The sequence below is a fragment of the Nitrospira sp. SG-bin1 genome, assembly GCA_002083365.1.
Classification (GTDB): domain Bacteria; phylum Nitrospirota; class Nitrospiria; order Nitrospirales; family Nitrospiraceae; genus Nitrospira_D.
Genome location: LVWS01000032.1, coordinates 295390 through 310197, shown reverse-complemented (window position 1 = coordinate 310197; position 14808 = coordinate 295390). Strand labels below are relative to the sequence as shown.

Here is a 14808-nt window from a genome sequence, read left to right as displayed (position 1 = left end):
CGACAAGCTGGTGGCCCTATTGGACATGGACCGGCTGTTGTTGGACGACGAGGTGTCGGAGGGGCCGGCGGCCAAGGCCGCGTAGCCGGGAGGCGGAAAGGGAGAGCCAGATGGAGCCAGAGGGGAGCGGGCACGAAGACCAGTCAGGGGTCAAGACAACCGAAGCGCCTGTGATGCCGCCGCGCATCCAGGCACATGAGCACACCACGCGCAACGAGCACAACGAGGGAGGACGATCCATGGACACTGGGCATACCGAGGAGTTGGCGGCGAAACTGCAGGCGATCGACAAGGTGCAAGCCGTGATCGAGTTCACCATGGACGGGACGGTCCTCACGGCCAACGAGAACTTCTTGAAGACGCTGGGGTACACGCTTCCGGAAATCAAGGGGCAGCACCACCGGATGTTCTGTGACCCGGCCTACACCAGCAGCCCGGAGTACCAGGCCTTCTGGGCTAAGTTGAATCGCGGCGAATATGATGCGGGCACCTATCAGCGCGTCGGCAAGGGCGGCAAGGAAGTCTGGATCCAGGCGGCCTACTATCCGCTCATGGATAGCCACGGCAAACCCTACAAGGTCGTGAAGTACGCCTCCGATGTCACGGAGAAACAAACCGAAATTCTGCACATGCGGGATGAGCTCAAAGTTCGAGAAGACATCATGAATGTGACCAGCATCGTCTCGGAAGCAAACCTCAAGGGCGACATCATGTCGGTCAACGAAAAATTCCTTCAAGTCTCCAAATATCCGAAGAATGAATTAATCGGTTACGGCCACAACACGACGCGCCATCCGGATATGCCGAAGGAGGTCTTCAAGCAGATGTGGGCCACGATCGGGCGGGGGCAGATCTTCCGCGGCGTGGTGAAGAACCGGGCCAAGGACGGCACGCCCTACTACGTCGATGCGGTGATCGCTCCCTTCGTCGACAAGAAAACCGGCAAGCCCCGCAAGTACCTGGGGGTGCGGTACGACATCACGGAGCAGGAGATCGCCCGCCAGAACATGAAGGGAATCATGGATGCCATCGACATTTCTTATGCCTCCATCGAGTTTAACTTGGACGGGACGATCCTTACGGCCAACGAGAATTTTCTCAAGACAGTAGGCTATACGCTCGATGAGATCAAGGGGAAGCATCACCGGATGTTTGCTGACCCGACGTATGCGGCCAGCGGCGAATACCAGGCGTTCTGGGCAAAACTGAATCGAGGAGAATTCGACTCTGGGCAGTATCGTCGGGTCGGCAAAGGAGGCAAAGAAGTTTGGATTCAGGCTTCTTATAACCCGGTCAAGGATGAGATGGGCCGGCCGTTCAAGGTCGTGAAGTTTGCCACGGATATCACCCCCCAGAAAAAGGCGCAGGCCGAACTGGAAGCCTGCATGACCGAGGCGCAAAAGTCACTGGGCGCCCTGGCCGAGGGCGATTTGACCCACATGATGGCGGGGACCTATCAGGGCGAATTGGAAAAGATCAAGACGAGCATCAACGCCGCGCTGAGCAACCTGACTCACACGATCAGCACCGTGCGCGAAGCGGTGGAAGCGGTGACGGCCGGGTCGGAGCAGATTACGAAGGGGAGCGAAGACCTGTCGCAACGGACTTCTGAACAGGCCAGTGCGTTGGAAGAGACCAGTGCCTCGATGGAAGAGATGACGAGCACGGTCAAACAGAATGCCGACAACGCCAAACAGGCCAATCAACTGGCCATTGCGGCGCGGGACACCGCGGACAAGGGCGGGGCGGTCACCAAGAAGGCCGTCGAGGCGATGGGGGAGATCAACAAGAGCAGCAAGAAGATCGCCGACATCATCACGGTGATCGACGAGATTGCTTTCCAGACCAATTTGCTGGCCTTGAACGCGGCGGTGGAGGCGGCGCGGGCCGGCGAACATGGGCGTGGGTTCGCGGTGGTCGCGGCGGAAGTGCGCAATCTGGCGCAACGCTCGGCGACGGCGGCGAAGGAGATCAAGGGGTTGATCAACGAATCGATCCAACGCGTGACCGACGGCAGCGAGCTGGTCAATCAATCCGGCAAGACGCTGGAGGAGATCGTGAGCTCGGTGAAACGGGTCACGGACATCATCGCGGAGATCAGCGCGGCCTCGCAGGAGCAGGCGAGCGGGATCGATCAGGTGAACAAGGCCATTCTGTCGATGGATGAAACGACGCAGCAGAACGCGGCGTTGGTGGAAGAGACGACCTCGGCGGCCCAGTCCATGAAGGAGCAGGCCAAGGAGCTCTTGCAGCAGGTGGAGGTCTTCAAGGTGGAGCAGACCGAGGGGGCGCCCCCGACTCACGCCGCGGGCAAGCGGGACGGGCTCCGTCCCGCCGTCAAGGCACCGGTCAAGCCGGTGGCCCAGGCCGGTCTGAAGACGGCGGCCAAACCTTCGGCGCTCGCCGCGAAGCGGATGCCGAGCAAGGTCCCGGCCGCGGTGGCCGCCGGCAACGGCAAGGAACCCCACAGCGCCGGAGACGACTTCGAAGAATTCTAGGCACGCCGGGCAGCGCGCGACGTGCGGTGTGGGGACCGGCTCGGTCGTCCGCGACGATGCCGGTCCCGGTTTGAACGGGGACCGGCACCAGGGACGCGGGGAAGGGTGTCAGTCCCCTGACCAGACAGGGTTATCCAGTAGTTACTCTGATCAGAGCCTCGTGTAGGGCCGAATGGATTTGACGGAGGCGGCAGTGCGCGTTATCCTGCCGATCCGTGACCAGTTGCGGCCGGCAGAAGCCTACAGATATCAGCGACAGTTCCCATTCAGGCCATAGCCTCCCATCTTCACGTCTCCTTGGCCCATCGATCATCGGGCTTGCGGCGTTTCTAGGTTTCAGCGGTTTCTGGATTGCCACCTCCGAGCCAGCTGCCATGACGCCCCTTCATGTATCGGCTCTTGCCGCCTTGTGTCTTCTGTTGGCAGGCCTCTGCCGATGGACCAGCGGGGCCGTCGGCGAACATATCATCACCGAACGCCCGCAGGGCGAACCGACGCTGCTCGAAGCGCACACCGTCGTCGAATTGGCCATGGAGGGTATTTCGAAACTCGATGAGAGGGGTCACTACGTCTTTGTGAACACGCAATATGCTGCGGTGTTGGGCTACCGTCCTGAAGAATTAATCGGACAGTCCTGGGAGATCACGGTCCATCCGGATGACCGGACATGTGTGTTAAACGCTTTCGCCCAGATGCTTGCGCTAGGCAGAGCGGAGGCGGAAATTCGGGGGATCAGAAAAGACGGCAGCCTGATCCACAAGCACGTCGTGATCGTCAAACCGGACACGATGCAGGAGAAAATGTCCGGTCATTACTGCTTCATGCGGGACATCACAGAACGAAAATGGCAAGAAGCCTTCCTCTCGGCTGAAAAACAAGCCTTGGAATTGGTGGCGCAGGAGGCCGACCTCTCCGAGGTGCTGGCGTTCATTTGTCGGACGATCGAGAGCCATACGGCTCCGATGCTCTGTTCAGTCATGCTGGTCATGGAAGATGGAGGGCATCTCGCATCGGCGGCGGGGCCCAGCCTGCCGGACGAGTACAACCGGGCGGTTCATGGCATTCCCATCGGGCCGACCGTCGGCTCCTGCGGCAGCGCCGCCCATTTCGGGAAACCATCGATCGTCGCCGACATTTCCTTCAATCCATTATGGAAGGACTATGCCTCGGTCGCGTTGACTCATGGGCTGAAGGCCTGTTGGTCGCACCCGATTCTCAGCTCTACCGGCACAGTACTCGGAACCTTTGCGGCCTACTATCGCGAACCACGGTTTCCCAACTCAACCGATCTGAAGATCGTCGAACGCGCCAGCCACATCGCGGCGCTCGCCATCGAGCATGTCAGGATGAACGAAGCCTTGCGTGAGAGCGAGGCGCGATTCCAAGCCTTCATGCGGCACAGTCCGGCGGTCACGTTCATCAAAGATGAAGCCGGCCGCCATCTCTACGTAAATCCCGTCTTTGAAAAGCGCTTCAACGTATCCCTCGACGGGGTCCGTGGGAAGACGAACGATGATCTGATGCCTCCCGCGGTGGCGGCAAAACTGAATGAGCATGATCGACGGGTGTTGTCTTCCGAGGAAGTTCTCGAGGTGGAGGAAACCGTTCCCACGCCGGACGGACACTCGGAACAGTGGCTCGTGTTGAAGTTCCCTCTCAACGGATCGCAAGGAGAACGTCTGCTCGGGGGCATCGCGATTGATATCACGGCCCGCAAGCGGCTGGAAGCTCAACTGGCCCAACAAAAGGAGCATCTCAGGCTTTTCATCGAACACAGCCCGGTGGCGCTGGCCGTGCTCGATCGAGAGATGCGGTATCTGGCGGTCAGTCGCCGCTGGAGGTCGGACTATCATCTCGGTGATGAACCGTTGATCGGACGGAGTCACTATGAGATCTTTCCGGAGATATCTGACCGGTGGAGGGCCGTTCACCGCCGGTGTTTGGCCGGTGCCGTCGAGAGCCGCCAGGAGGACCCCTTTGTCCGTCTGGATGGTCGCACCGATTGGTCTCGATGGGAGATCCGTCCATGGCTGACGCCGGAAGGGACCATCGGCGGCATCGTGATCTTTTCGGAGGACATTACCGCTCGCAAGCAGGCGGAGGAATTCGCACGCGAAAGCGAGGAACGGTTCCGAGTGATCGCCGACACGGCTCCCGTCCTGATCTGGATGTCGGGGCTCGACAAGCGCTGCACCTACTTCAATCGCGGATGGTTGGACTATACCGGCCGGACCATGGAGCAGGAGCTGGGAGACGGTTGGGTGGCGGGCGTCCATCCGGACGATGTGGATCGCTGTCGGAGCGTCTACGCGGAGGCGTTCGATCGCCGTGAACCCTTCACCATGGAATATCGCCTTCGGAAGGCGGGTGGAGACTACGGCTGGATCCATGACAGCGGGGTACCCCGTCGGCTTGCGGATGGGACGTTCGCCGGATACCTGGGCGCCTGCATCGATGTGACGGCGCGGAAGATCGCGGAGGAACACCTCCAGCGTACGCGATTTGCCATGGATCAAGCCGTGGATGCGGTGTACTGGATCGATCCCCAGGCGAGAATCTTATACACTAACGGCGCCGCGAGCGCGATGCTGGGATATACGGCGGACGAATTTCTTCGCCTCACCGTTCATGATCTTAATCCGGATTTTCCGCCGGACGTGTGGCCTGAGTGGTGGGCACAGATGAGAGAAAGAAAGGTCATGTCCTTGGAGTCGGTCCATCTGACGAAAGACGGCCGGAGGATTCCCATCGATATTCGCGTGAGTGTGCTCGCCTATGGCAGCCAGGAATTCCATTGTGCATTCGTCCGCGATATCACCGAGCGGAAGCGGGGTGATCAAGCGCTACGTGAAAGCCAAGAGCGATTCGAATTGGCGGCCCGGGCCACCAACGACGGCATCTGGGATTGGAATATTTTGACCGGACAACAATATTGGTCCGACCGCAATTTCGAATTATTCGGGCTTGAGCCAACCGCTCTCGCCCCCACCTATGAAACGTGGATTTCGCTGCTGCATCCGGACGACGCCGATCGTGCACACCGAGCCGTATGTCATCATCTCGAGACTCGTGAACCGTACGATATTGAAGTTCGGGTGAGGATGAAGAACGGCAGTTACCGCTGGTTCCGCGACCAAGGCCAGGCGGTGTGGGATGACACCGGTCGCCCGGTGCGCATGGTCGGGTCCATTTCCGATGTGACGGAGCGTAGGATCGCCGACGACGTGTTGCGCTCCGCGCACGCGGACCTAGAACAACGAGTCAAGGAGCGGACGAGGCAGCTCGAAGAAGCCAACCTATCCCTTCAAGACGAGATCATGGAGCGGAAGCGGGCGGAGAAAGCGTTGCAGCTCACACAGTTTACGGTTGATCGGGCCGCGCAAGGCATTTTTTGGGTCGGCCCGAACGCCGAAATCCTCTATGTCAACGAGGCGGCCAGCCAGGTTCTTGGCTATAGCCGCGAAGAGCTGCTCCATATGACGGTGCATGATATCGATCCGAATTTTCCGCCCGAGGCCTGGCCGGCGCATTGGGCGGAACTGAAACGGCGTGGATCATTCACATTCGAGTCGTCCCAGCACACGAAGCGAGGCGGAGTGCGGTACACCGAAATCACGGTCAACCACCTCGAATACGACGGACAGGAATACAATTGCGCGATCGTACGGGACGTCACAGAGCGCAAGACGATCGAAGCCCGGCTCCGGACCACCCAGTATGCCGTCGATCATGCCTCCGACCAGATCTTCCTCATCGCTCCGGACGGACGCTTTCTGGATGTGAATGAAGCGGCATGTCGCCGACTGGGGTATGCGAAGGAGGAACTGCTGACCAAGTCCGTGATGGACATTGACCCGAATTACCCACGCGCGGTCTGGGACCGTCATTGGGAGACATTCGTGCAGGCCGGCCAGCTTCGGCTGGAAACCACGCACCGCGGCAAATCCGGCGAGCTCTATCCGGTCGAGGTCACCGCCAACTATCTTGTACACAATGGACAAGAAATCGATTGCGCGATCATTCGCGACATCACTGAGCGCAAGCAGGCCGAGGAGGCCCTACGTGACAGCGAACTGCGGTACAAGCTGTTGACGGAAGCGACGTTCGACGGCATCGCCATCCATGATCAGGGAATCTTGCTCGAAGTGAACGCCGGTTTGGAGCGGATGTTCGGATACGAACCAGGCGAGCTCATCGGCCGATCCATGTGGGATTTGATCGCCGAGGAATCCCGCGACTTGGTCCTGGCCAATATGCGGCATGGCGTGAACGGACCATACGAGGCCATGGGGCGGAGAAAGGACGGCACGACCTTTCCCGGAGAAGTCGTGGCCAGATCGTGTTCGTATCGCGGGAAACAAGTTCGTCTGGTAGCAGGCCGTGATATCACCGAACGCAAGCATCTGGAAACGGAACAGCTGCGGCATACGGAAGAACTCGAGCGTCAGGTGGCCGAGCGGACCGACGAGATCGCCAAACTGGAGTCGCGGCGGACGCAAACGGAAAAACTGGCGGCGATGGGCCGCCTCGCGGCCGGGGTCGCTCATGAAATCAACAATCCCATCGCGGGAATCAAGAATGCCTTCACGCTCGTGAAGCAAGCGCTGGATCCCGCCCATCCTCACGCGGAATTTGCCGGCATGATCGACCGCGAAGTGGCTCGTGTCGCGTCGATCGTCCAAAATATGTATCAACTCTATCGACCGGAGTCCGGGAAGGGAGAGGCGGTGGAGGTCGAGATCATGGTAAGGGACATCGATGCGCTGTTCATGAAACGACTGCAACAGCGCCGGCTGAGACTGTTCATCGAAGTGGATTCCGGTGTCAGCCGGCTCTGCGTACCGCGAGGTGATTTATTGCAAGTCCTGCTGAATCTGCTCAATAACGCCATCGATTGTTCCAACGAAGGAGGGACCATCACTCTGGCGTTCCGTGTAGAGCCGGAAACGATACGCATTACCGTCTCGGACCGGGGATCCGGCATCGCCCCCGAGAATCTTCCGCATATTTTCGACCCTTTCTTTACGACAAAGACCGGGAATGACCAGAAGGGCATGGGGCTTGGACTGTCCATTTCCCAGAGTCTGGTCATGGCCATGGGCGGCAAGATCGAGGTCGAGACCGAGTTGAATGGAGGATCGACGTTTTCTGTTCTCTTACCGCGCCACACGGCTGCGGCTCGTGCGCAAGACCCGTCGGATACCACAAAGGAGGTCATGACGTATGATCGCTGAGGCACCGCGAGTTCTGCTCGCCGACGATGAAGAAACGTTCCGCCGCTCGACGGCGAGGCTGTTGGAGCAAGAGGGGTATCGGTGTGATTGCGCACAGGACTCTCAGGAAGCCGGTCGGCTTCTGACCAGTCAACACGATGCCCTCATTACCGATATTCGCATGCCGGGGAATATGCAATTCGAATTTCTCCGAGATGTCCGCGCCCGGTTTCCGTTGCTTCCGATCGTGCTGGTGACGGGCTATCCCTCCGTTCAAACAGCCGTGGAATCGCTTCGCTTGTCGTTCACGGATTATTTGCTCAAGCCGGTCGACTGGCCGGATTTGCTTCGTGCGGTGGGGGGAGCCGTCAAGAAAACCAGCTTCTTGCGTATGACCACCGGGGTTCGAGAAGAAGCCAGTCGGTTGGTGACATCCTTGGAGCATCTGCACGAGGGCCAGTCCCTGCTTGGAAGCGGCGCCAACGAGCGGGAGCTGGCATGGTCGGTTGACACGTTCCTTTCACAGAGTTTTGCGCAGATGGCTACCCTCTCCACCAGGATTCGTTCCGTTTTAACGAGTCAATTGCAAGGAGGCGTCGAAGCGCCCACCGATGTCTGCCGTACGATGCAATGTCCGAGACTCAATGCGTATCGTGAAGCGCTTGAAAGTACGGTCGAAGTTCTGGCGAAGACCAAGCATTCATTTCGATCCAAGGACTTGGGACTGTTACGGAGTAAAATCGAGCGCTTGCTCCGTGAAGATGCATAGCGTCATCATAGGGACGCCAGTATCATCCACCGCCGGTTCCGCAGGACAGAAGGGCGGCGCTCGTGGCCGCTCTTCTTCCTTCTTCTTCGGGTGGAAAGTTGCGTCGGCAAGGTTTATTGCCGGATCGATTGATCTTCAGGCCAGTTCCCACCCGAGGTGCGTCGCCCTGCCGAATCGGAGGAGCGGTTTGGTCGCTTAAGATTTCTTCCTCCTAACCGATAAAGTATCAGGCCGGATAGTGGATGTTGGTCGAGCGTACGGCTCGCACCGCCTCGCGGGCAGGATAAGGACCTGTCAGTTGAAGGCGCATTCAGTGGCTCTCTTAGGAGAGCGCTGGATGCGCCTTTTTTATTTGGACTTGAAAGGAAGCGGCTCCCACGCTTGCAGGGGATGGAGTACATGTCCGGATCGTTGCGTGCCCGGAGAAAGCCGAGATTACATGAAGATCGAGGTCGGGACGTGCGTTAGGGAGGTTATATGCTGAACGTGTTTAAGAATCTCAGTATCCGGTTGAAACTGCTCTGTGGGTTCGGAGTCATCGGATTCCTTCTCCTCCTCCTCGGATGCTTGTCCGTCCTGGGGATGAACCGGTTGAGCGCGAGCACGGAGTTCATCTACAAGACGAATCTGATCCCCGTCACGATCCTCAGCGAGCTGCGGGCGGACATGTTGCGCAGAAGCAATGCCGTCGTGTGGCATCTCCTCGCGAACGATTCGGCTTCGATGAAAGTGCAGGAACAGCGCATCGCGGAGCTCGACAAAAAAATCGATGCGCTCGTGGCGAAGTATGAACCGGTCATCGTGTCGGAGGATGAACGAAAGTTGTTTGCTCAATTGAAGGACGGGTTGCCTGGACTGGCCGAGGCTCGTCAGAAGGTGTTGGTGTTCAGCAGAGAGTATCGCAAGGACGCCGCGTCGGACTTACAGAAGACCGAGTTGGCTGAGAAACTCAAAGTGATCAACGAGGCGCTTGACGGATTAGTCGAGGAGAATGAGAAACAGGCCAAGGAGAGCTATGCCTCCGGCCATAGTCTCAGCGGCACGCTGAACGCGATCATGATCGTGTTGAATCTCAGCGCGATGCTCATCGGGGCGTTCTGCGTGTGGTTTCTCTCCAAACTGATTGTTGAGAACCTCACGAATGTGCTGGAGGCGGCGCATCAACTGCAAAACGGCAACCTGACCCACCGTTCGACGGTCACGGCGCAGGACGAAATCGGGAAGCTGGCGACGGCGTTCAACCAGATGGCCGAGACGCTGGCACACTCCATGGCCAAGCAGCAGGAGGCGCTGGAGGAAATGACCACCCGCATCAACATCATGAACACGACGAGCATTGTCTCGGAGTCAGATCTCAAGGGCGACATCATGTCGGTCAACGACAAATTCTGTGAAATCTCCCAGTACTCGAAGGACGAGCTGGCAGGGAAGCCGCACAGCATCGTGCGCCATCCGGACATGTCCAAGGAGGTCTTCAAGCAGATGTGGGCCACGATCGGGCGGGGACAGATCTTCCGCGGTATCGTCAAGAACCGCCGCAAGGACGGGACGCCGTACTTCGTGGATGCCGTCATCGCGCCGGTGCTGAGCGCAAACGGGAAACCCCGCAAGTATGTGGGCGTCCGTTACGACGTCACGCAGTACGAACTCGCGCGACAGAACATGCAGGGGATTATGGACGCGATCGATCGCGCCTATGCCACCATCGAGTTTGATTTGGACGGGACGATCCGCACGGCGAACGACAATTTCCTGAAGACTCTGGGGTATACCCTGGAAGAGGTCAAGGGCCGGCACCATCGGGTGTTCTGTGATCCGGCCTATGCGGGCAGTCAGGACTACCAGGCTTTCTGGGCCAAGCTGAGCCGCGGGGAGTTCGAGGCGGGCGTCTATCGGCGGCTGGGCAAGGGAGGCAAGGAAGTCTGGATTCAGGCTTCGTATAATCCGATCAAGGATGAGATGGGCCGCCCGTTCAAAGTGGTGAAAATGGCCATCGACATCACCGGACAGAAGCAGGCACAGAACGAAGTGGAGAAATTGATCGAGGCCGCGGCCGCAGGGCGACTCTCAGAGCGCATCAAGACCGAGCCGTTCACCGGCGCCTCGAAGGAGCTGACGGAGAGCTTCAACCGCTTGCTTGATGCCGTTGTGGCTCCTCTCCACGAAGCCCAGACCGTGTTGACGGCCCTCGCCGTCAACGACCTGACAAAGAGCATGACCGGGAACTACCAGGGCGAGTTCGACCAGATGAAAACCAGCTTGAACGCCGCGCTCGCCACGTTGACCCAAACCATCACGACCGTGCGCGAAGCTGCGGAAGCGGTGACGGCCGGGTCGGAGCAGATCACGAAGGGCAGCGAAGACCTGTCGCAACGCACTTCTGAACAGGCCAGTGCGTTGGAAGAGACCAGTGCCTCGATGGAAGAGATGACGAGCACGGTCAAACAGAATGCCGACAACGCCAAACAGGCCAATCAACTGGCCATTGCGGCGCGGGACACCGCGGACAAGGGCGGGGCGGTCACCAAGAAGGCCGTCGAGGCGATGGAGGAGATCAACAAGAGCAGCAAGAAGATCGCCGACATCATCACGGTGATCGACGAGATCGCCTTCCAGACCAATTTGCTGGCCTTGAACGCGGCGGTGGAGGCGGCGCGGGCCGGCGAACATGGGCGTGGGTTCGCGGTGGTCGCGGCGGAAGTGCGGAACCTGGCGCAACGCTCGGCGACGGCGGCGAAGGAGATCAAGGAACTGATCAAAGAATCCATTCAGCGGGTCAACGATGGCGGCGAGCTGGTCACTCAATCCGGCAAGACGCTGGAGGAGATCGTGAGCTCGGTGAAACGGGTCACGGACATCATCGCGGAGATCAGCGCGGCCTCGCAGGAGCAGGCGAGCGGGATCGATCAGGTGAACAAGGCCATTCTGTCGATGGATGACGCGACCCAGCAAAACGCCGCTCTCGTCGAAGAAACCACCAGCGCGAGTCAGGTGATGCAACAGCAGGCCAAGAATTTGCTTGCTCAAGTTGCGGTATTCAAGAGCCGTGTCTCTGAAGAACCAAAAGCGACGATGCCTCCCGTGGCAGTCCATCGTCATCTCACGGCCCTCACCGTTCGCGATGCCTATGACGAGAGTGGTGCGAGTTCGGCCAAGCGACCATTACGGGTGTCTCACACGGAAGGCCAGCAACCGTCCCAGTCCGCCAAGGGAGCAGTCGCTCTGCGCCCTGCAGCCGCCGGCAACGGCAAGGGGCGCGGCTCGGAAGACGAATTCGAAGAGTTCTAGCCTGTCTGGCCCTCCCTCGACACGTCGGTATGCGCCGGTCCGCCCAGGGCGCGCGGTGGCTGGAACTTTCGGTCAGCACGCCGTGCTTGTTGTCTCGGATTGGCCCAATGACCCATCATCTAAGGTAAAATGATTAATTGTATTGTCAGAAAGGAGAACGTGGGGTATACCTTGGTGCCGGATCTGAATCAAAAGATGGGTCCCGCGATACATCATTGGATACCTGCAAGAGGGTAACGGCGTTGTCCTGGCTTCCTCTCGATCCTTCCCTTCTCAGGATCGGCCTCCATATCAAGATCGAGCACAATTGGCTGGAGCACCCCTTCGTTCGAAAAACATTCACGATTTCTTCGCCGAGTGAAATCGCCATCATCCGGAAACATCGACTGACCAAGTTGTTCTACGATCCCGATCGTTCACTTGCGGAAGCCGTCGTGGCCTTGTCCGACGGGGGGCACGACTCGCAGACGGAAATCGCCCCCGAACTGAAGTCGGCCGTTGAGGAAGATGAACAAGCCCTGCTCAAGGAAAAGACGCTCCACGTTCAACGGGCGATTGACCACCGCAAGCGGCTCGAGGAGGCGGAGCAGAATTATGCCGAGGCGACGAAACAATGCTCGGCCATGATGGCCCTGGTTGACGCGGGGGATAGCAGGGGGGTGGAGTTGGCCGCGCAATTGGCCGCCGACATGATGGCTCTGGCGAGTCAAGACAAGTCCGTGGCGATCGCGCTGGTTCAGGCCAAGGGTCTCGATGATCCTGACCAAGAGATGGTCGTCCGCGCGATGAACGTCGGGGCCTTGGCCGTACTGACGGGGAAATTCATGAACTTGGATCAGCGGCAGCAGCAAGGTTTGTCGCTCGGGAGTCTGTTGTACAACATCGGTCTGCGCCGAATGCCCATGTCCATGCCTGTCGATATGGAGGACCTCTCTGAAGATGACGTCGAATTGATGCGGATGTATCCCAAGCTGGGGAAAGACCTCCTGGAGACTCTGCCCAATGTTGATCCCGAGGTCGTCACCATCGTGCACCAGCATCGCGAGTACTTGGATGGGACCGGCTATCCTCAACGATTGGTGAACGGGGCCATCGGGCAATTGGCGCGCGTGGTGGGGACCGTCGTGGAGTATACCCATCTGACCTGGAAGGGACACGGCGTCCGGAGTCTGGGACCGGCGCAGGCGTTATCGCATCTCTATATCAAGATGAAGCAGAAGCTCGGGTCCGATGTCCTCGATCCCTTTATCGCGACCATGACGGTCTACCCGCCGGGGTCGTTCGTTGAGTTGAGCGATGCCAGCATCGGCCTGGTAGTCAGCACCAACACCCACGATCGCCTGCGCCCGGTCGTGATGCACTACGACGCCGGTGCCTTGCACAAAGTCCCGGCCGTGGTCGATCTCGCCCGAGAACGATCGTTCACGATCCGGAAAAGCCTGGACCCGAAAACCGTGCCCCACGACGCCGTTGAGGCGCTGAATCCTGGAAAAGTCGTCGGCTATAGCCTCACCCCGTTGTAACCTCATCTGAGCAGGTCTTCACGAAGTATCATTGCCGCCACGTCCGATCCCCGCTGCTGTGATGGGAACCGTTGGTCATCGACGAGGAGATGGCGCGGGAACATCGAGGCGGATGAATCGGAAAGCCGTCGGACCGACCGGGCGCGAGTACGTCAATTCCTCGAATGAAGCGTCGGTGATGGCCGCGATGGCGTGCGCAGCAGGCCGGTTCCCATGGAAACCATCGCCGAAGCCCGTCGCCACGGTGCCGCGCACGTGAAATTCCTTGTGCCAGAGAGGGCCGTCGGTTCCGGGTTTGCGTGATGCACGCGCAATGAGTCAGAGGCATGGTGTTCGTTTCAGTGCAATCGACAGGGAGTTGTGCGGCGACTGTCTTCGTCGGCAGCGCTTTTGACCTTCTGTTTCGAGGTCCTGCTTCCCTGCGCGTCATGAGGGTCCCGGCGTCACGCGCGGCCGCTTCACTGACGCCGATCGTGGATCAAACGGTCGCGGAACTGGTTCGCACCGGAGAGAGTCAAGAATCCGGCGCGCCGACCGATAAGATCATGACCCTGTTTCATCGGACAGAACCGTCCCGAACCAATCGTATGAGGGCTAGTAGGCGGCATGGACTACGAGATTACCGCGAAAGAATTTCAGGAATTTCGCAAGCTTATCTATGACGAGAGCGGAATCTCTCTCAGCGATCAGAAGAAGACATTGCTCGCTTCCCGGCTCTCGAAACGCCTGCGGGAGCTCGGCATTGAGACGTTCTCGGCGTATTACACGAAGGTAACCGGCGATCCGACCCGCGAAGAGTTTACACGGATGCTGGACCTCATTTCGACCAACAAAACGGACTTTTTCCGGGAGCCCAAACATTTCGATTTCCTTCGCGATACGATTCTTCCGGAACTGGCGCAAGAAAAACGCATCCGTATTTGGTCTTCCGCCTGTTCGACCGGCGAGGAACCCTACACGATCGCCATCACGCTGTTCGAGGGCGTTCAGAATCCCGCGCAATGGGACTTCAAGATCTTGGCTTCCGACCTGTCGACGCGTGTATTGGCCAAGGCTGCGGCGGGGCTGTACGACCAAGACCGGTTTCGCGACGTCCCGCCTGAGGTCCTGCGTCGCCATTTTCTTCGCGGGCGGGGAGCGAGTGACGGCCTGTTCAAGGTCAAGCCGCACCTGGCGGCCATGATTCGATTCCGGCGACTCAACCTCATGGACGATCGGTTTCCCATCAAAGCCCCCTTGGACCTCATCTTCTGCCGGAATGTCATGATCTACTTCGATCGTCCGACCCAGGAAACACTCGTGAACAAGTTCCACCGATATCTCAAGCCAGGCGGATACTTGTTCATCGGGCATTCCGAAAGCTTGCAGTGGGTGAACCACCCCTTCAAATCTTTGGCCCCGACGATCTATCGGAAGGAAGATTAACCGTTTGAAGATCGAGTGCGTCGATCATGTCGAACATTGCCGAGGAATTTGAGCGAATCGGTAGCGGCGGGTTCATCCATTTCTGGTAATCG

The 14808-nt window shown here is 58.8% G+C and carries 8 protein-coding genes; 6 read left to right on the top strand and 2 right to left on the bottom strand.

Going from position 1 to position 14808, the window contains the following annotated elements; translation table 11 throughout:
* The first annotated feature begins 110 nt into the window (after positions 1-110).
* Positions 111-2498 carry a hypothetical protein gene (locus A4E19_04370; GenBank protein ID OQW33624.1) on the top strand — a complete coding sequence of 796 codons (2388 nt, stop codon included), beginning with the start codon at positions 111-113 and terminating at the stop codon, positions 2496-2498.
* A 130-nt stretch (positions 2499-2628) separates the two neighbouring features.
* Here A4E19_04370 and A4E19_04365 read toward each other — a convergent pair whose 3' ends face one another.
* A complete protein-coding gene (locus A4E19_04365; GenBank protein OQW33623.1) occupies positions 2629-2874 on the bottom strand; it encodes a hypothetical protein in 246 nt (81 codons plus the stop codon).
* On the opposite strand from A4E19_04365, the gene A4E19_04360 reads away from it, so the two are divergent.
* From A4E19_04360 to A4E19_04345, 4 genes are all read left to right on the top strand, one after another.
* Positions 2873-7732: a hypothetical protein gene (locus tag A4E19_04360; GenBank protein ID OQW33622.1), complete on the top strand. Its 4860-nt coding sequence runs from the start codon at positions 2873-2875 to the stop codon at positions 7730-7732. The genes A4E19_04365 and A4E19_04360 overlap by 2 nt on opposite strands.
* On the top strand, positions 7722-8480 hold the full coding sequence (locus A4E19_04355; GenBank protein OQW33621.1) for a hypothetical protein: 759 nt from the start codon (positions 7722-7724) through the stop codon (positions 8478-8480). Before A4E19_04360 ends, A4E19_04355 begins: the two co-directional genes overlap by 11 nt.
* A 477-nt stretch (positions 8481-8957) precedes the next feature.
* Complete coding sequence (locus tag A4E19_04350) at positions 8958-11768, top strand: hypothetical protein (GenBank protein OQW33620.1); 2811 nt, start codon at positions 8958-8960, stop codon at positions 11766-11768.
* A gap of 242 nt (positions 11769-12010) precedes the next feature.
* On the top strand, positions 12011-13291 hold the full coding sequence (locus A4E19_04345) for a hypothetical protein (GenBank protein OQW33619.1): 1281 nt from the start codon (positions 12011-12013) through the stop codon (positions 13289-13291).
* A gap of 75 nt (positions 13292-13366) precedes the next feature.
* On the opposite strand, the gene A4E19_04340 is transcribed toward A4E19_04345, so the two are convergent.
* A complete protein-coding gene (locus A4E19_04340; GenBank protein ID OQW33618.1) occupies positions 13367-13546 on the bottom strand; it encodes a hypothetical protein in 180 nt (59 codons plus the stop codon).
* Positions 13547-13897: 351 nt separating this feature from the next.
* Here A4E19_04340 and A4E19_04335 point away from each other — a divergent pair, with 351 nt between their 5' ends.
* Positions 13898-14716 (top strand): hypothetical protein, encoded by an 819-nt coding sequence (locus tag A4E19_04335; GenBank protein OQW33617.1) that lies wholly within the window; start codon positions 13898-13900, stop codon positions 14714-14716.
* The last annotated feature ends 92 nt before the right edge of the window (positions 14717-14808 follow it).

Bases quoted from the DNA above. Each gene is read 5' to 3' on its own strand.
- A4E19_04355 (OQW33621.1), top strand. From the start codon at position 7,722: ATGATCGCTGAGGCACCGCGAGTTCTGCTCGCCGACGATGAAGAAACG.
- A4E19_04350 (OQW33620.1), top strand. From the start codon at position 8,958: ATGCTGAACGTGTTTAAGAATCTCAGTATCCGGTTGAAACTGCTCTGT.
- A4E19_04370 (OQW33624.1), top strand. From the start codon at position 111: ATGGAGCCAGAGGGGAGCGGGCACGAAGACCAGTCAGGGGTCAAGACA.
- A4E19_04365 (OQW33623.1), bottom strand. From the start codon at position 2,874: ATGGCAGCTGGCTCGGAGGTGGCAATCCAGAAACCGCTGAAACCTAGA.
- A4E19_04360 (OQW33622.1), top strand. From the start codon at position 2,873: ATGACGCCCCTTCATGTATCGGCTCTTGCCGCCTTGTGTCTTCTGTTG.
- A4E19_04335 (OQW33617.1), top strand. From the start codon at position 13,898: ATGGACTACGAGATTACCGCGAAAGAATTTCAGGAATTTCGCAAGCTT.